General features: G+C 35.1%; 12 protein-coding genes. 10 read left to right on the forward strand and 2 right to left on the reverse strand.

Annotated features, from left to right (window positions below; all coding sequences use genetic code 11):
• Positions 1-49 precede the first annotated feature (49 nt).
• Complete coding sequence (gene nagB, locus GSY47_RS09050) at positions 50-1,963, forward strand: glucosamine-6-phosphate deaminase (protein WP_179005831.1); 1,914 nt, start codon at positions 50-52, stop codon at positions 1,961-1,963.
• Between the two features lie 331 nt (positions 1,964-2,294).
• Here the strand turns inward: nagB and GSY47_RS09055 are convergent, their stop codons facing one another.
• Together GSY47_RS09055 and GSY47_RS09060 are read right to left on the reverse strand one after the other, a co-directional pair.
• Positions 2,295-3,011 carry a LytR/AlgR family response regulator transcription factor gene (locus tag GSY47_RS09055; protein WP_179005833.1) on the reverse strand — a complete coding sequence of 239 codons (717 nt, stop codon included), beginning with the start codon at positions 3,009-3,011 and terminating at the stop codon, positions 2,295-2,297.
• Positions 3,012-3,081: 70 nt separating this feature from the next.
• Positions 3,082-4,140 carry a sensor histidine kinase gene (locus GSY47_RS09060; protein ID WP_179005835.1) on the reverse strand — a complete coding sequence of 353 codons (1,059 nt, stop codon included), beginning with the start codon at positions 4,138-4,140 and terminating at the stop codon, positions 3,082-3,084.
• A gap of 130 nt (positions 4,141-4,270) precedes the next feature.
• Here GSY47_RS09060 and GSY47_RS09065 point away from each other — a divergent pair, with 130 nt between their 5' ends.
• The 9 genes from GSY47_RS09065 (at position 4,271) to GSY47_RS09105 (ending at position 19,124) form a co-directional block, all read left to right on the forward strand.
• Entirely contained in the window at positions 4,271-6,508 is a 2,238-nt protein-coding gene (locus tag GSY47_RS09065) for a GH92 family glycosyl hydrolase (protein WP_179005837.1), read from the forward strand.
• 21 nt (positions 6,509-6,529) lie between these two features.
• Complete coding sequence (locus GSY47_RS09070) at positions 6,530-8,407, forward strand: sodium:solute symporter family protein (RefSeq protein ID WP_179005839.1); 1,878 nt, start codon at positions 6,530-6,532, stop codon at positions 8,405-8,407.
• A 279-nt stretch (positions 8,408-8,686) separates the two neighbouring features.
• On the forward strand, positions 8,687-9,652 hold the full coding sequence (locus GSY47_RS09075) for a glycoside hydrolase family 130 protein (RefSeq protein ID WP_179005841.1): 966 nt from the start codon (positions 8,687-8,689) through the stop codon (positions 9,650-9,652).
• A gap of 7 nt (positions 9,653-9,659) precedes the next feature.
• Positions 9,660-10,727 (forward strand): carbohydrate-binding family 9-like protein, encoded by a 1,068-nt coding sequence (locus GSY47_RS09080; RefSeq protein WP_179005842.1) that lies wholly within the window; start codon positions 9,660-9,662, stop codon positions 10,725-10,727.
• Entirely contained in the window at positions 10,702-11,820 is a 1,119-nt protein-coding gene (locus tag GSY47_RS09085; protein WP_179005844.1) for a putative glycoside hydrolase, read from the forward strand. The genes GSY47_RS09080 and GSY47_RS09085 overlap by 26 nt, the downstream gene beginning before the upstream one ends.
• Before the next feature lie 90 nt (positions 11,821-11,910).
• Entirely contained in the window at positions 11,911-12,936 is a 1,026-nt protein-coding gene (locus GSY47_RS09090; protein WP_179005846.1) for an isoaspartyl peptidase/L-asparaginase family protein, read from the forward strand.
• Between the two features lie 395 nt (positions 12,937-13,331).
• Positions 13,332-15,644 carry a glycoside hydrolase family 20 protein gene (locus GSY47_RS09095; protein ID WP_179005848.1) on the forward strand — a complete coding sequence of 771 codons (2,313 nt, stop codon included), beginning with the start codon at positions 13,332-13,334 and terminating at the stop codon, positions 15,642-15,644.
• Positions 15,645-15,749: 105 nt separating this feature from the next.
• Positions 15,750-17,603, forward strand: coding sequence for a glycoside hydrolase family 35 protein (locus tag GSY47_RS09100; RefSeq protein ID WP_179005850.1), 1,854 nt, complete (start codon positions 15,750-15,752; stop codon positions 17,601-17,603).
• 36 nt (positions 17,604-17,639) lie between these two features.
• A complete protein-coding gene (locus tag GSY47_RS09105; RefSeq protein ID WP_179005852.1) occupies positions 17,640-19,124 on the forward strand; it encodes an alpha-L-fucosidase in 1,485 nt (494 codons plus the stop codon).

The following is a 19,124-nucleotide window of genomic DNA, read 5'->3' on the forward strand; positions in this document are numbered from 1 at the left end:
ATAATATAATTCTACTTTTATCTTGCATTAATTAAATCAGCAGAGCGGTATGATTAAAGAAGATATAGGTTTTAGGGAAGCAGGGAAATTTGAAGAAACTCGTTTTGAGAAAATTCACAATGTTATTTTCGAATCGTCACAAGAAGCTTCTATATTGGTCGCTCGAGAAATCGCTAATTTAATTCAGAGAAAAAACGAACTGAACGAACCTTGTGTTTTAGGTTTGGCTACAGGATCTTCTCCTATCAAAGTTTACGAAGAACTAGTTAGAATGCACAAAGAGGAAGGGCTTAGTTTTGCTAATGTCGTTACCTTCAATTTGGACGAATATTATCCTATGGATAAAAATGATATGCAGAGTTATTATCATTTTATGCATGAGCATTTGTTTCATCATGTAGATATTCCTTCAGAAAATATCAATATTCCTGATGGACAGGTGAGTGCCGAGGAATTACAACAGTATTGTATCGATTACGAGATGAAAATTATCTCTTACGGAGGTTTAGATTTTCAGCTTTTAGGAATCGGAAGAACGGGACATATTGGTTTTAATGAACCTGGCTCACATGTAAATTCAGGTACAAGAAGTATTACTTTGGATCACATTACCAGAGTTGACGCAGCTTCTTCTTTTTTAGGAATAGATAATGTTCCGAGAAAAGCCATTACGATGGGAATTGGTACTGTTAGAAATGCAAAAAGAATTGTTTTACTAGGATGGGGAATCAGTAAAGCAGGAATTATAAAAAAGACAATCGAAGGGAAAGTTTCTTCGCAAGTGCCAGCGACGTATTTACAAGAGCATGACAACACAACATTTGTTCTAGATACTGAAGCTTCGTCTGAATTGACAAGAGTTAAAACGCCTTGGCTGGTTAAGTCTTGTGTTTGGACAGATGAACTAAAATTGAAAGCGGTGGCTTGGTTGAGTGAGTTGACTAAAAAGCCGTTTTTAAAGTTGACTGATAAAGATTATAACGACAACGGAATGTCAAGTCTTTTGACAGAAGAAGGAACTGCATACGATTTAAACATTAAGATGTTTAATAAAATGCAGCAGACGATTACAGGCTGGCCGGGAGGAAAACCAAATGCTGATGATACGTACAGACCGGAACGTTCTATGCCGGAAAAGAAAAGAGTAATCATTTTTAGTCCGCACCCAGATGATGATGTGATTTCAATGGGAGGAACTTTTGATCGTCTGATAGAGCAGGGACACGAAGTTTATGTAGCGTATCAAACATCTGGAAATATTGCAGTTTCAAATGAAGAAGCTTTGAAGTTTGCAGAAATTTCAAAAGCATTAAATCCTGATTCTAAAATATCTGACGGAATTATCGAATTTCTTCAAAACAGAACAGGAAATGAAATTGATTCTTTAGAAGTTAGAAAACTAAAAGGATTAATTAGAAGAAGTGAATCTTTTGGAGCAACACGTTATTTAGGTTTGCCAGATTCTAATGTACATTTTTTAGATCTTCCGTTTTACGAAACAGGAACAGTCAAAAAGAATAATCTTTCGGATGCAGATGTTGACATTATGTGCGACATTATTGAAGGAATAAAACCGCATCAGATTTATGCTGCTGGAGATTTAGCAGATCCGCACGGAACTCATAAAGTGTGTTTAGACAGTTTGTTTGAAGCTTTAAAAAGACTAAAACATAAAGATTTTATGGATGATTGCTGGGTTTGGCTTTATAGAGGCGCTTGGCATGAATGGGAATCGTACCAAATTGACATGGCAGTACCAATGAGTCCTGATCAGGTTTTAAAGAAACGACATGCAATTTTTTATCACCAGTCTCAAAAAGATGGAGTTATGTTCCAAGGTGATGACAGCAGAGAGTTTTGGGTGCGAGTTGAAGACAGAAACAGATTGACTGCAGAAAAATATCACAACTTAGGATTAGCAGATTATTCGGCTATCGAGGCGTTTAAACGTTATCATTTCTAAGTGCTTTTTGCAGCAATAAAGATAATAGACTATTTCATGGTTTATTTTGGTTAGTTACCTATAATTGAGAGAAAATGCGGTCGTGGTTGGCCGCATTTTCGTTTTTATATGGTTTTTGTTTTTTTGTCGCAGAGTTTTTTTTACCGCAAAGCACGCAAAGATTTTACGCAAAGTTCGCAAAGTTTTTTTGCTTGATAAAGAAAGAAATAAAAAAGTTCGCAAAGCTTAAAGAGTAGGCTTTGCGAACTTTTTTAGTCTCATTTTTTTATACAATATAGAATGAAGTCTTAGCGAACTTTGCGTAAAATCTTTGCGTGCTTTGCGGTTAAACCTAAATCGATGAATTCAGGATTTTTTGTTTCACTTCGTCTATGTAAGATCTTCCTATTACATATCGTAAACCTTCAATTTCAATGCTGTTTCCCTCTACTGCGTCAATTTTGTCAATGGCAATCGTGTATGATCTGTGGATTCTGATGAAATCTCTTTCTGGTAGTAATCCTGTAAAATCTGATAAAGTGCTGTGAATAATGAACTTTCCAGAAGTAGTGCTTATTTTTAAATAATCCTTTAAACTTTCGATTACTAGAATCTCGTTTAAGAAAATCTTCTTCATTTTTTTCTTGTCGATTTTAACGAAGATAAAAGGATTTTCTTTGCTGTTTTCTTGTGGTAATTTACTCGTTGTATTATTAAGACGTTTATTGATTTTGTTCACGGCCTTCATTAATCTAGGAAACTCAATTGGTTTTACCAGATAATCTAAAACATCCAATTCGTAAGTCTCAATTGCAAACTGATCGTAAGCGCTTGTTATAATAAGCAACGGGGGATTTTCTAAACTTTTGATAAAATTAATACCGTCTAAAACAGGCATGTTGATGTCTAGAAAAATTACATCAATAGTATTGTTTTTTAAGAAATTTAATCCTTCAATAGAATTACTAAAGGTGTTTACTAATTCTAAATCCTCAATCTGTTCAATATAATTTTTAATAACGTTTATTGCCAATGGCTCATCATCGATAATTAAACACTTTATTTTCATTTGTAAATAGTATTTTAGGCCGATATTTGGTTTTTTGTAGGTATAGTTTTAGAAACTGCTAAAAGCGAGACTATGTGACCTTTATAGCTAGCTTAACGACAAAAATATTCTTTTTATTTTTAAATGAAAGCTTATAGTCATTTTTATTATATGCCAGCTCTAGTCTTTTTTTGACGTTTTCAATACCTATACCACTTGACTTGTTAAAATTATCCTTATGTACGGTAAATTCGGGCATAGGGTTTGAAATTACAAAATATAAGAAATCTCCCTTTACCTTAAAGTTGATGTCAATTATCACATTTCCTGTATTTTTATTGACACCATGCTTAAATGCGTTTTCGACGAAAGTCAATAATAATACAGGAGAAATTTCTTTGTCATGAATATCTCCAGAAATATACATATTTACTTCCAGTCGTTCTCCGTTTCGGATTCTTTCCAAATCAAGATAATTCTGAATGCACATGATCTCGTTTTCCAAAGTTTGCTTTTTTTCTTTTGTTTCATAAAGCATATAACGCATTAGTTCAGAAAGCTTCAGGACTATTTTAGGAGTTTTATTTGATTTTTCAACAGAAAGCGAATAGATATTGTTTAAAGTGTTGAAGAAAAAGTGAGGTGAGATCTGAGATTTTAAAAACAGAAGTTCTGTTTCCAATTGCGATTTTTCCAAGTCGGTTACACGTCTTTGTTCTTGTAATAAATCGAGTGTTATTTTTATTGCAGTTACAAAAGTCATCACATACAATTCACCCATCATCATGTCTATTGTATAATTTAGCGTTAGTGTATTGATGGTTTGCGGACCTTCAGGCCAGACATTATGTGTAATTAATAAATAGGTGAGATTAAATTTTAGCACAACCATTACAAAAATAGCAGACAAAACGGTTACTATATATAGGAAGTATTTTTTGCGATAAACTAAATACGGCATTAAAACTAGTATGTTCAAATAACATAACGCCATGTGAATTGGGAAACCCAGTAATGTCGTTTTTAAAGAGTACACATAATCGTTAAAATAACTTCCCCAACGAAGTGTATTTAGCATAAAATAGGAGAGCCAAAAGTAGGCATGATAGCGTACAGGAAGCTTATAAGATTTGCTTGAGTTGAAAATCATATTGATAGTGTAAAATGTCGTTTATTACTTTTTTTTGATGTTTAGAGCTGTTTAAATGTCGTCCGTCTAAATTTATTTTGGTAAAAGTTGAATTTATCTAAATTTAAAGTTAAATTAATATTGTTTTGATATGAGGAAAATTACTCTGCTCTTTTTAACGGTAATTTTTATTGCAAGTTGCAAAATAAAAGTTGATAAAAACAAAGATCACAAAAGTTTTGCTGCAAATTATGTGAATCCTTTTATAGGTACTGGCGGCCACGGACATACGTATCCAGGCGCAACAGTTCCGTTCGGGATGTTACAAGTAAGTCCGGATAATGGAATTTCAAGCTGGGATTGGTGTTCTGGTTATCATTATTCTGACTCGATAGTTTCTGGATTTAGTCACTTACACTTAAGCGGAACAGGAATCGGTGATTTGGCAGATATTTTATTTATGCCGACAAACAAAAAATTAGATTTAACCGCCAAAGCCGCTTCACGCGATTTCCTTCCGTATAAATCAAAATATAGTCATGTTAACGAAAAAGCAGTACCGGGTTATTACCAAGTTTTTCTTGAAGATCCTAAAATCAATGTAGAATTAACGTCTACGCAAAGAACCGCATACCATAAGTATACCTATAATAATAACGACACACAATCTGTTGTTGTCGATTTAGGTTTTGCTATTAACTGGGACAAAGCGGTAAAAACGTCCATCAAAATTGAAGATGCCAATACTATTAGTGGATACCGTTATAGTACAGGTTGGGCAAAAAATCAAAAAGTATATTTTGTTGCCAAATTTTCTAAACCAATTACAGAATCTATCATTACTGTTGATAAAAAAGTAGTTTCTGGTTCAGACGCTGAAGGCGAAAATACCGCTTTGCAATTGTTCTTTGATTCTAAAAACTCTAAGGAATTAGGTGTAAAAGTGGCACTTTCTTCTGTAAGTGTTGAAAACGCAAAAGGTAATTTAGATAAAGATCAGGAATTTGAAAAAGTAAAAGCTACAGCTTCTTCTGATTGGAACAAAGCTTTAAGTAAAATTACAGTTGAAACTCCAATTGATTCTCTTAAAACAATTTTCTATACTACTTTATATCATGCACAAGTGGCACCTGTAACGTACAGCGATAAAAATGGTCAGTTTAGAAGAGAAGACGATAAAATTATTACTGCTAAAGATTATACTGCTTATTCTACATTATCACTTTGGGATACCTTTAGAGCAGAAAACCCATTGCTAACTATATTAGAACCTACAAAGGTTTCCGATTTAGTGAATTCAATGTTAGCGTATTACGAAACTAAAAAGATTCTTCCGGTTTGGACATTATATGCCAATGAAACCAATACCATGACAGGATATCATTCGATTCCGGTTATTGTTGATGCTTATATGAAAGGCATTAAAGGTTTTGATGCTGAAAAAGCTTTCGAAGCTATGAAAACAACTATGATGCAGGACGAACGCGGTTTGAATTTCTATAAAAAATACGGTTACATTCCGTACAACTTATTAGATGAATCAGTTACGATTACTTTAGAATATGCTTACGATGATTGGTGCGTTGCTCAAATGGCAAAAGCATTAGGAAAACAAGCAGATTATGAGTTTTTCTCCAAACGTTCAAAAGCTTACGAATATTTATTTGATGCCAAATCTGGTTTCATGAGAGGAAAATCAGAAGATGGAAAATCCTGGAATGAACCTTTCGATCCAAAACACTCTAATCACAGAGAACATACCGATTATACGGAAGGAAATGCTTGGCAACACAGTTGGTTTGTGCCTCATAATGTGGATGATTTTATTAAACTTCACGGAGGAAACGACACTTTCACAAAACGTTTAGAACAGTTGTTCACAGAGAGTTCTGAAATTACAGGAAACAATGTTTCTGCAGATATTTCTGGTTTGATCGGGCAATATGCGCACGGAAATGAGCCAAGCCATCACATAGCTTACATGTTCAATCATGCAGGACAGCCTTGGAGAACACAATATTGGGTACGTCATATTTTGGATACACAATATAATACTACAGCAAACGGTTTAAGCGGGAACGAAGACTGCGGACAAATGTCGGCTTGGTATGTGTTCAGTTCAATGGGATTATACCCAATGAATCCGGCGTCTGGAGAATACGAAATTGGAAGTCCGATTTTTGAGAAATCGACTTTAAATCTTCCAAACGGAAAAACTTTTGTAATTGAAGCTGAAAATGTTTCAGAGAAGAATTTCTATATCCAATCGGCTACTTTAAACGGAAAAGCATTTAATAAAACAGCAATCTCTCACCAAGAATTGCTAAACGGCGGTGTATTGCATTTTGTAATGGGAGCACAGCCAAACCAAAAATGGGGTCAAAACTAACTAATTCAAAATAAATATTTAATGAACATTATAGACGTATCAATCATTTTAATCTATATCGTAATGTCGGTCGGTATAGGAATCTGGATTTCAAGAAAAGCATCAAAAGGACTTGATGATTATTTCCTTGGAGGAAAATCAATCAAATGGTATTTTTTAGGATTGAGTAACGGCTCTGGAATGTTTGATGTTTCAGGAACTTCCTGGATGATTGGCGTTTTATTTCTATATGGTGTAAAAAGTTTCATGTTTATGTGGCTTTGGCCAATTTGGAATCAGATTTTCGTCATGATGTTCCTCGCAGTCTGGATTAGAAGATCAAAAGTAATGACAGGTTCTGAGTGGATTTTAACTCGTTTTGGAAGCGATCAGGCTGGAAAAGCATCACACATTATTGTAGCGATTTTTGCAATCATTTCTACAATTGGTTTCATTGCTTATTTCTTTGTTGGAATCGGAAAATTTGTAACGATTATTCTTCCTTGGGATTTAACAGTTCACTTAAATGGTTCTGTTTTTTTAACGTCTGAACAGGCTTATGCTTTGTTAATCATTTTCTTAACTACAATTTACACGGTTAAAGGCGGAATGTTTTCTGTAGTTGCGACAGAAGTAGTACAATATATTATTATGATTGTTGCCGGGGTTTTAATTGCTGGTTATGCCTTCATTAATTATACAGATATTCAGATCAATTCGGTTATTACACCAGAATGGAAAAATGTTTTCTTCGGATGGGAATTCGAAACACAATGGAGCGATAAATTCGAAACTTTCAACAGATTAATTGACACTGAAGGTTACAAAATGTTCGGCGCTTTTATTGGAATGACCTTGTTTAAAGGTTTCTTCGCGAGTGTTGCAGGACCAACTCCAAGTTATGATTTACAGCGTGTTCTTTCTACAAAATCAGTAAAAGAAGCGGCCTACATGAGTGGTTTCACGAACTTGATTTTATTTATTCCCAGATATTTATTAATCACAGGAATTGTGGTTATTGCATTGGTAAACCTTGCGCCAGAATTAAATGCAAACGTAAATCTAACGGGTGCAGATTTAGAATTATTGATGCCAAAAGTGGTGAATCTTTATATCCCAGTTGGAATTAAAGGAATTCTTCTAGCAGGATTATTAGCGGCGTTCATGTCTGGATTCTCTGCTTTCGTAAATGCAGGGCCAGCGTATATTGTAAATGATATTTATAAAAAATACTTCAAGCCAGTTGCTTCAAACAAACATTATATCAAAGTAAGTCAGATTTCTTCTTTCTTGGTTGTTGGTCTTGGAGTTTTCATGGGATTCTTTGCAGATTCGATTAACTCTTTAACACTTTGGATTACAAGTGCATTATATGGAGGATATGTGGCAGCCAACTTCTTGAAATGGATTTGGTGGCGTTTCAACGGATGGGGTTATTTCTGGGGAATGGTTGGCGGATTAATTGCTGCTTCTCTTCAATTCGTTTTAGATCAGAATAAGGGAAATTTAGCAGCTGGAACATTCTTGCATGACCTTTCGCAAGTACCATCAATCTACTTATTTCCATTAATTTTTGGAATGTCAATTTTGGGTTGCCTTTTAGGAACTTACCTAAGCAAACCAACAGATATGGAAGTCCTAAAATCTTTCTACAGCAATGTAAGACCGTGGGGATTCTGGACTCCAGTTTACAAACAATTGAAAGCGGAAGATCAGTCTTTCCAAAAAAATAATGATTTCTACCTAGATATGATGAACTGTATTATCGGTATTATTTGGCAGTCAAGCATGATTCTGCTTCCAATTTATTTCATTATCAGAGATTATCCAAAAGCGGGAGTTGCTTTGGTGGTTTTCTTAGTGACGACTACAGTGTTGAAGTTTACTTGGCTGGATCGAGTTAGGAAGATTGAAGAGTAGAGATTTTGTAGAGACAAGATTAAAGAAGCAAGATTTTAAAAATTTAAACACATAGAAACATAGATTTTCTTGACTTTGAAAAGAGTGTAGAAAGAAACTAGTTTCTCACACATAGCTTTGAATATAGCCCGTAGTTTCAACTACGGGAACGCAAGATGAACCGTAAAGCTATGTTTATTTAAACAAGTGAAATGCCTTTTATAGACAAAATAAACCTATGTCCCTATGTGTTTAAAAAGAATAAAAGAATAAAAAAACTAATAAATAAAAAAACAAAAAATGAGTACTATTCCTTGGCAAGACAGACCCGAAAACAGTAAAGATGTAATGTGGAGATATTCTGAGAATCCAATTATCGACAGATATTCGATTCCTTCATCAAACAGTATATTCAATAGTGCAGTTGTACCTTTTGGAGACGGATATGCTGGGGTTTTCAGATGTGATAATAAAGCAGTTCAGATGAATATTTTTGCTGGTTTCAGTAAAGATGGGATCAATTGGGACATTAACCATGAACCAATTGAGATGAAATCTGGAAATACAGAAATGATCGAATCTGCTTATAAATACGATCCACGTGTGGTTTGGATCGAAGACCGTTACTGGATTACTTGGTGCAACGGTTACAACGGACCAACAATTGGTATTGGTTATACTTTCGATTTTAAAGAATTTTTTCAATGCGAAAATGCATTTTTACCTTTCAACAGAAACGGAGTTTTATTCCCACAGAAAATCAACGGTAAATATGCGATGTTAAGCCGTCCAAGTGATAACGGACATACACCTTTTGGAGATATCTGGATCAGCTATAGCCCGGATATGAAATATTGGGGAGAACACAGATTGGTGATGAAACCAAGTCCGTTTGAGCAAAGTGCATGGCAGTGCACAAAAGTAGGTGCGGGACCAATTCCGATTTTAACAGACGAAGGCTGGTTAATGATCTACCACGGAGTTATCAATACTTGCAACGGTTTCCGTTACGCAATGGGATCTGCTCTTTTAGATGTTGATTCGCCAGACCAAGTAAAATACAGAACGCAACCTTATTTATTAGGACCAGCAGAAACGTATGAAATGGTTGGAGATGTTCCAAATGTAGTATTCCCTTGTGCTGCTTTACACGATATTGAAGAAGATAAATTGGCAGTTTACTATGGTGTGGCAGATACTCATGTAGCAATCGCTTTCGGAAAATTAAGTGAAGTAATTCAGTTTACAAAAGATAATAGTTTATAATACAAAGATGCATAGTAGAAGTAATTTATTGTCCCTTGCCGTTTTTTTTGTTGGATTGATGAGTTATGCGCAATCTGAAAAACCGGTTACACCGAAAAGTTATATTGCCTATAAAACGTCAAGCGAAATTGTTATTGACGGCGATGAAGCAGATAAAGCTTGGGAAAAAGCATCTTGGACAACTCCTTTTGTCGACATAGAAGGTGTTGAAACTCCAAAATACAAAACTCAGGTTAAGATGCTCTGGGACGATAAATACTACTATATCCTGGCAAAAATGGAAGAGCCTCATGTTTGGGCAAATCTAAGACAGCGCGATACAATTATTTTCTACAATAATGATTTTGAGGTTTTTATTGATCCAGATAATGATACTCATAATTATTATGAATTAGAAATTAATGCGCTGAATACGGCTTGGGATTTATTCATCAATAAACCATACCGAGAAAAAAATACCGTTTTAAACGACTGGAATATAACAGGTTTAAAATCGGCTGTAAAGGTAGACGGAACTTTAAATAATGCTTCGGATACAGATAAAGGCTGGACATTAGAAATTGCCATTCCGTGGTCGGTTTATAAAGCATCTTATTTTGATAACATTGTTCCAAAAGATAAGTTTTGGAGAGTTAATTTCTCTCGGGTAAATTGGCAGCATTCTATCGCTGACGGAAAATACGAAAGAAAAAAAGATTCAGAAGGAAAGTTTCTCCCAGAATACAATTGGGTTTGGTCGCCTATGGGAGTGATAAATATGCATGAGCCCGAAAAATGGGCTTATGTATACTTTTCTTCAAAAGAAAGCGATGATAAATTTACAATTCCGCAGGAAGAAAAAGTAAAATGGGAACTTTATACGTTATACCGTGCTCAAAAGAGATATTTCGATAAGAATAAATCATGGGCAAAATCACTGCAAAGTATCAGTAAAAAAAATATAGTTGTTGATGGAAAAGTTTTAAAACCAGTTTTAGAAAATCATTCATCAGGATTTAATATCTTGGTAAAGAGTCCTTTTTCAAACAAAACCTTAATAATTAAAGAAGATGGTAAAATTATTACGAACGAATAAGCTGCAAAAACTATCAAAAGTTTTAGTATTAGCGCTTTCGCTGAGTTTATTCTCGTGCGGACAAAAAGAAAATAAAGATCAGGAAAACGGTAAATTCACTTTTGGTGTTTGGACAACTGCCGACGCTAAAAAATCGGATGCAGATTATTCAAAAGAATTCAAAAAATACAAAGACGGCGGAATCGACGAAGTTTTAATTAACACGCAAACCGATCCGAAACTATTAGCAAGATTAGTTCCGCTTGCAACAAAAGAAGGACTAAAAGTGCATGCCTGGATTATGGCAATGAATCGTCCAAATGATTCAATTGCGTTACAGCACCCAGATTGGTATCAGGTAAGTAAAGAAGGAAAATCTTGTTTTGATAATCGTCCGTATGTAGATTATTACCAATGGCTTTGCCCTACTAAAGAAGAATCTAGAAACCACGTTTTAGGTTTAGTTGAAGGTTTGGCAAAAGTGGAAGGAATCGAAAGCGTGCATTTAGATTATATTCGTTTCCCGGATATTTTCCTGCCAATCAGTTTATTGCCAAAATACAATTTAGTTCAGGATACAGAATTACCACAATTTGATTTCTGTTATTGTGATGCTTGTGTAAGCAAATTTGAAAAAGAACATCACAAGAATCCAAAAGAAAGCCACAATACTTCAATTGACATGGAGTGGAAAAACTTCCGATTAAATGCGGTAAAAGCGGTGGTGGATGACGCTTACAAAATTGCTCACAAATACAATAAAAAATTAACAGCAGCAGTATTTCCTTATCCTGAAATGGCAGATCACATGGTGCGTCAACGTTGGGATAAATGGAATATTGATGAAGTTTATCCAATGATTTATCATAGTTTTTATGATGAAGAAATTGACTGGGTTGGTTACGCAACAAAACAAGGTGTAGCCGATTTAGAAGGAAAGCCAACGAAAGTAAATACAGGAATTTACATTCCAGGATTAAAATCGGATGCAGAATTAAAAGAAGCAATTCTTCAAGCAAAGAAAAATGGCGCAACCGGAGTTTCATTTTTTGACGGAAATGCCTTATCAGATAGTAATTTAAAAACGATTAGAGAGGTAAAATCGGCTTTGTAGTCGATTTTACTGGGATTAAAAATTATTACTGATTAATTTAGCAACATTAAGAACATTTTGTTTCTGAATGTTGAATTAAAACCAAAAGACATGTCAAATAGAAGAGATTTTATTAAGAAAACGACTTTAGGCACCTTAGCCATAAGTTCTGTTTTTGGCGTAAGCGGATTTGCAGCTAATTCTGAGAATGAAGAAACAGCTGTAGAACCAAAAGAGAAAAAGCAGCAGAAACCGATTATTATTTCGACATGGAATCACGGTCTGCCTGCAAATAAAGAATCCTGGAAAAACCTAAAAGAAGGAAAATCGGCTTTAGATGCTATCGAAGCCGGAATGAAAATACCTGAAGCCGATCCGACTGTCCGCAGTGTTGGTTATGGAGGATATCCGGATCGCGAAGGGAAAGTGACTCTTGACGCCTGTATCATGGATCACAACAGTAATTGCGGTTCTGTTTGTTTTTTACAAGGAATCAAACACCCAATTTCTGTGGCAAAAAGAGTCCTGCAAAACACACCGCATGTCATGTTAGCAGGACAAGGAGCATTGCAATTTGCTTTGTCAGAAGGTTTTAAAGAAGAAAATTTACTGACTCCAGAATCTGAAAGAGACTGGAAAAAGTGGCTGGAAGATTCTAAATACAAACCAGTTATTAATATAGAAAATCACGATACAATAAGTATGCTAATGTTAGACCAAGATGGCAACCTTTCTGGCGGATGTACCACGAGCGGTGCAGCTTGGAAAATGCATGGACGCGTCGGTGACTCCCCAATAATCGGCGCGGGTCTTTTCTTGGACAACGAAGTAGGAGCAGCAGCTGCAACAGGTTTAGGAGAAGCGGTTATTAGAACTGCTGGAAGCGCAATGGTCGTTGAATTAATGCGTCAGGGAAAATCTCCTTATGATGCTTGTAAAGAAATCACAGAACGTATTTACAACAAACATAAAAATCATAAAGACATGGAATATCTGCAGGTTGGTTTTATTGCTTTAAATAAAAACGGCGAATATGCAGGTTACAGCCTAAGATCAGGATTTAATTACGCGGTTTCTGATGATGTAAAAGGACATAGAATGGAAGACGCGAAATTTAAAATGTCTTGGGATAAATAAGATTTTGAGTGAAATTTTTTAAACACATAGAAACATAGATTTTTATTGTGTTTAGAGGCATTTCACTTTTAATAAATAACATAGCATATTGAGAACTTTGACAAAGTTTTACCACAAAGTTTTGTCATTTCGACGAAGGAGAAATCTCCGCAAGAAACTCTACAAAGATTGGCGAGTTACGTTGAGGAGCTACTAACGAAGATTTGCTTCGCCTGTTCGCTATCGCTCGAGTCTCCTAACGTCGAAATGACAAAACTGTGACAAAAAACAAAACATAAAAAAGGAAATCAGTTTCTATGTGCATTAATGCAAAGTGAAATGCCTTTTTAAGCTTTAAAAAACTATGTCTCTATGTGTTTAAAAAACAACCACAAAGAGAAACCAAAAAATAAAGAATGAAAAAATTACTATTCCTATTAACCCTAATCACTTCAATTTTCTCGTCTAACGCGCAGAAAGTGTACACAGAAAGTGATATTCGTATCATTCCGAAACCGGCTCAGACTCTGATCAAAACAGGTGTTTTTGAATTTACAAAAGATACAAAGTTTGTAGTAAACGGTGATTTTCAAAAAGATGCTGCCAATGCTTTGGCTTCTAAATTTGGAACTGCAGCAGGATGGAAACCAGAAGTGACTACAAAAGCTCCAGCGAGTAATTATGTTTTACTAAAAACAGATCCGAATTTAAAAAATGAAGCTTACGTTTTAGATGTAAATCCGACGAACATTATTATTTCTGCTAAAGGAAATAACGGTTTTCTATACGCTTTAGAAAGCATCAGACAATTACTTCCTGAAGCAATTGAAAGTCAGTTTGCGATTACTTCTGCAAAATGGCAGATTCCAAGTTTGACAATAAATGACGAACCTCGTTTTAAATGGAGAGGTTTAATGCTGGATTTTTCACGTCATTTCTTTGATAAAAATTATGTTTTAGCCACAATCGATCGTTTGGCAGCGCATAAAATGAACGTTTTGCACATGCATTTAGTAGACGATCAAGGCTGGAGAATCGAAATCAAAAAATATCCAAAACTGACAGAAGTGGGTGCCTGGAGAGTCGATCAGGAAAACAGAAGCTGGAATGCCAGATTAACGACAAATCCTGACGAGAAAGGAACTTATGGTGGATTCTTCACGCAAGAAGAATTAAAAGAAATTGTAAAATATGCTGCAACAAAAGGAATCGAAGTAATTCCGGAAATCGAAATGCCGGCTCACGTAAGCAGTGCCATTGCCTCTTATCCAGAATTGGCTTGTTTCGATCAGAGAATTGGTGTTCCGTCAGGGGGAGTTTGGCCTTTAACAGATATTTACTGTGCAGGAAAAGAAACGACGTTTGAGTTTTTACAAAATGTTTTAGACGAAGTAATGGAAATTTTTCCTTCAAAATATGTTCATATTGGAGGAGATGAAGCGACTAAAACCAATTGGGCTAAATGTCCTCATTGCCAAAAAAGAATTAAAGACGAGCATTTAAAAAGTGTTGAACAATTACAAAGTTATTTCGTAAAACGCATTGAAAAATATGTGAATTCTAAAGGTAAAAAGCTAATTGGCTGGGACGAAGTATTGGAAGGCGGATTAAATCCTAGTGCAACAATTATGTGTTGGAGAGGAGAAAAAATAGGTGCAGAAGCGGCTAAACAAGGTCATGATGTAATTATGTCTCCGGAATCTCCTTGTTATTTTAACTTCTATCAAGGGCCTCAAAACGAAGAACCTTTAGCTTTTGATGCTTACAATCCTTTAAATAAAGTATATCAGTTTGATCCGGTTGTACAGGGAATGACACCAGAAGATGCTTCACATATTTTAGGAGGACAAGCCAATTTATGGGCAGAACATATTGCAGGTCCAAAAGATTCTGAATATATGATTTTTCCAAGATTAGCCGCTTTATCAGAAACATTATGGAGTCCGAAAGAGAAACGCAATTGGAACGATTTTACATCAAGATTATTCTCAATGTTTAAACGTTACGACTATCAAGGATTAAATTATGCGAAAAGTGCTTATTTGGTAACGGCTTCTTCAAAAGCGGATTTGGCGAATAAACAAGTAAAAGTAGAGCTTAAAAATGAGTTTCCAAATCCAGATATCCGCTATGTTTTAGGAAATCAAAGTATTGATCATCACGCAATAAAATATACAACTCCAATTGAAATAAAAGAAACAACGGTTTTAAAAGCTTCTCTGTTTCAGGATGAAAAACCAGTTGGAAAAACATTCACAGACACTATAGTTTTCCATAAAGCATTTGCTCAGAAAGTAAAATATTTAACTCCTTTTAATGAAAATTATAAAGGAGATGCTAATACAATGGTTAATGCAATCAGAGGAAGTAAAAATTTCCATGACGGTCAATGGCAGGCTTGGTTGGTTAATGATATGGAATTGGTAATCGATCTTGGAAAAGTAGAAAGTGTAGAGCAGGTAATTGTTGGAACTTTAGAAAGCCAGGGAGCAGGAGTTAATTTTCCAATTCAGGTTAAAGTATTGATTTCAAATGATGGAGTTAAATACACGCAAGTTGGAAAAGTAATGCGTCCGTATGCAGCAAATCCAGTTCCGGAGTTGAAAGATTTCAAAATCAATTTCCAAAAACAAAATGTACGTTTTGTTAAAGTAATTGCAGGCAACTTAAAGAAAAGTCCAAAAGGAGAAAGTTCATGGTTGTTTGTGGATGAGATTTTGGTGAATTAAATATTTTTAAACACATAGCTTAACGTGAAATGCTTGTGACAGCTTTGTCAAAGTTTCAAACTTTGACAAAGCTTTAAAGTCATAAATGTATAATCTGAAAAAAAAATGAATAAGATATTATTTAAACTCGGAGTATTATTGATTTGTTTGATGCCGTTTTTTGCAAAGGCTCAAACAAAAGGATTTTCTATATCTAATGGAGAATTTCAAAAAGATGGGAAAATTATAAAAATACATTCGGGAGAAATGCACTATGAGCGTATTCCTAAAGAGTATTGGAGACATCGATTGCAAATGCTTAAAGCGATGGGATTAAACACCGTGGCAACTTATGTGTTTTGGAATTATCATGAAATTGAGCCAGGTGTATGGGATTTTAAAACGGGAAATAGAGATTTGGCAGAGTTTTTACGCATTGCTAAAAGTGAAGGATTATATGTAATTCTTAGACCAGGCCCGTATGCTTGTGGTGAATGGGAGTTTGGAGGATATCCTTGGTGGTTGCAAAATAATAAAGATTTGGTAATTCGTACCAATAACAAAGCATTTTTAGAAGCTTGCAAAACGTATCTGGAACATTTGTATGCAGTGGTAAAAGGAAATTTTGCAAACCAGGGAGGACCAATTATTATGGTTCAGGCTGAAAATGAATTTGGTTCTTATGTTTCTCAAAGAACAGATATCAGTGCTGAAGATCATAAAGCATACAAAACGGCAATTTACAATATGCTTAAAGAAACTGGGTTCCCAGAGCCTTTTTTTACTTCTGATGGCACTTGGTTGTTTGAAGGAGGTGCTGTTGAAGGCGTGTTACCAACCGCAAATGGAGAATCAAATATAGAAAACTTAAAAAAGCAGGTTGATAAATTCCATAAAGGACAAGGACCTTACATGGTGGCAGAGTTTTATTCTGGTTGGTTGGATCATTGGGCAGAACCATTTATTAAAATTGGTTCTGAGGAGATTGCAAGCCAAACTAAAAAGTACCTTGATGCAGGTGTTTCTTTCAATTATTATATGGTGCACGGTGGCACTAATTTTGGATTTACTTCTGGAGCAAATTATAATGAAGAAAGTGATATTCAGCCGGATATTACAAGCTATGATTATGATGCGCCTATTAGCGAAGCAGGTTGGGCAACACCAAAATTCATGGCTATTCGTGAAGTAATGCAAAAGTATTCTAAAACAAAATTAGCACCAATTCCAGAGAAAATACCCGTTACAAAGTATCCTAATCAGCCTATCAAATCGAGTATGGATGTTTTAAGCTGGATCAAAAAAGAAAAAGCGGTTGTAAATGATCAACCATTAACATTTGAAAACTTAGGTCAGGGAAATGGATATGTTTTGTATCGAAAAAGATTTACGCAGCCAATTTCGTCTGGCAAATTGAAAATTGAGGGATTGAGAGACTTTGCTACCGTTTATGTAAATGGATTTAAGGTGGGTGAATTGAATAGAGTTTTCAAAAATTACGAGCTAACAGTTTCTATTCCTTTTAATGGTATTTTAGAAATTCTGGTTGAAAATATGGGACGTATTAATTACGGAGCTGAAATTGTACATAATACTAAAGGAATTATTTCTCCAGTATTCATTAATGAATATGAAATTAGTGGTGGATGGGAAATGTATAAAATGCCGATGAGTGAAGTTCCAGCTGTTAAAAATGAAACCATAAAACCTGGACGACCAATTTTATATGAAGCTGCAGTAAACATCGATAAACCAGCTGATACTTTTCTCGATATGACCAATTGGGGAAAGGGAATTGTATTTGTTAATGGACACAATCTTGGACGCTACTGGAAAGTAGGACCACAACAAACACTGTATGTGCCAGGCTGTTGGTTGAACAAAGGTGAGAATAAGTTTGTTGTATTGGAGCAACTTAACGAAAACACACCAAAAGAGTTGATTTTTGCAGATCAGCCGATATTGGATAAACTAAACTAAAAAACAAAGAATAATAAATTATAAATTAGAGTAAAGATGAAAAAAGGAATATTCATGATCGCCCTTTTATTTTCAGTACAAATGTTCTCTCAGGCCATTTATGAAGATGAAAGATACGTACCAGAAACAGATCCGGCAGTATTAAAAAACTTAGACGAATGGCAAGGCAAAAAATTTGGTCTGCTAATGCACTGGGGAACTTACAGCCAATGGGGAATTGTAGAATCCTGGTCTATCTGTCCTGAAGATTATGGATGGTGTGAACGTAAAAAAGGAAGTAATCCATCTAATTATAATGATTATATTAAAGATTACGAAGGTTTAAGAAAAACATTTAATCCTGTAAAATTTGATCCTGCAAAATGGGCAAAAGCTGCGAAATATGCAGGAATGAAATACATGGTTTTTACCACCAAACACCATGACGGATTCAATATGTATGATACTAAATATTCTGATTACAAGATTACTAGTAAAGATGTTCCATTTCATACCAATCCTAAAGCAGACGTGTTAAAAGAAATTTTCAACTCTTTTAGAGGTGAAGGTATTTCAACCGGAGCTTATTTCTCTAAACCAGACTGGCATAATGAAAATTACTGGGATCCTTATTTTCCGCCATTCGACAGAAACGTAAACTACGATCCGTCTTTATACCCAGAAAAATGGCAGAAATATGTTGATTTCACGCACAACCAAATCTTAGAAATTCTTTCTAACTACGGTAAAGTAGATATTTTATGGTTAGATGGAGGATGGGTTAGAAAAAGAGACCAAGTAAACATCAAAGAAAACTACGACGAGAAATTTACTGAAAACGAATCTAAAAACGGTTTCATCAAACACAGAGTGGTAGATCAAGATCCGAAAATGGATGAATTGGTTGTAAAAGCACGTCAAAAACAACCAGGTTTGATTGTGGTTGACAGAGCGGTTCATGGTAAAAACCAAAACTACTTAACTCCAGAAGGACGTGTTCCTGCTAAAACTTTGCCTTATCCTTGGGAATCTTGTATTCCAGCTGGTGGTGGATGGTCTTATTCTCCAGGTGCTCAATACATGACAGGGAGACAAGGAATTCATTTGTTGATTGATATTGTAGCAAAAGGCGGAAACTTATTATTAAACGTTGCTCCAAGTCCAGAAGGAGAATGGGATAAGGGAGCTTACGATTTATTGCAAGCTTACGGTGACTGGATGAAAGTAAACAGCACAGCGATTTACAACACAAAACCAATCGAGCCTTACAAAGAAGAAAACATCTGTTTCACACAAAATAAAGCTGGAAATGTATTTGCATTTTATTTAGCTAAAGACGGAGAAGATAAAATTCCTGCTGAAGTTACTGTAAAAGCTATCAGTCCTAAAAAAGGAACAAAAATTACAATGTTAGGTTCTAAAACTTCTTTAAAATGGACAAAAGAAGGAAACGGATTTAAAGTAGTAATTCCAGAAAGCTTAAGAAACAATCTTCCAGCGAAAGAAGCTTGGACTTTAAAAATTGAAGCGATCAACAGATAA

Source organism: Flavobacterium quisquiliarum (assembly GCF_019308285.1).
Lineage (GTDB): Bacteria > Bacteroidota > Bacteroidia > Flavobacteriales > Flavobacteriaceae > Flavobacterium > Flavobacterium quisquiliarum.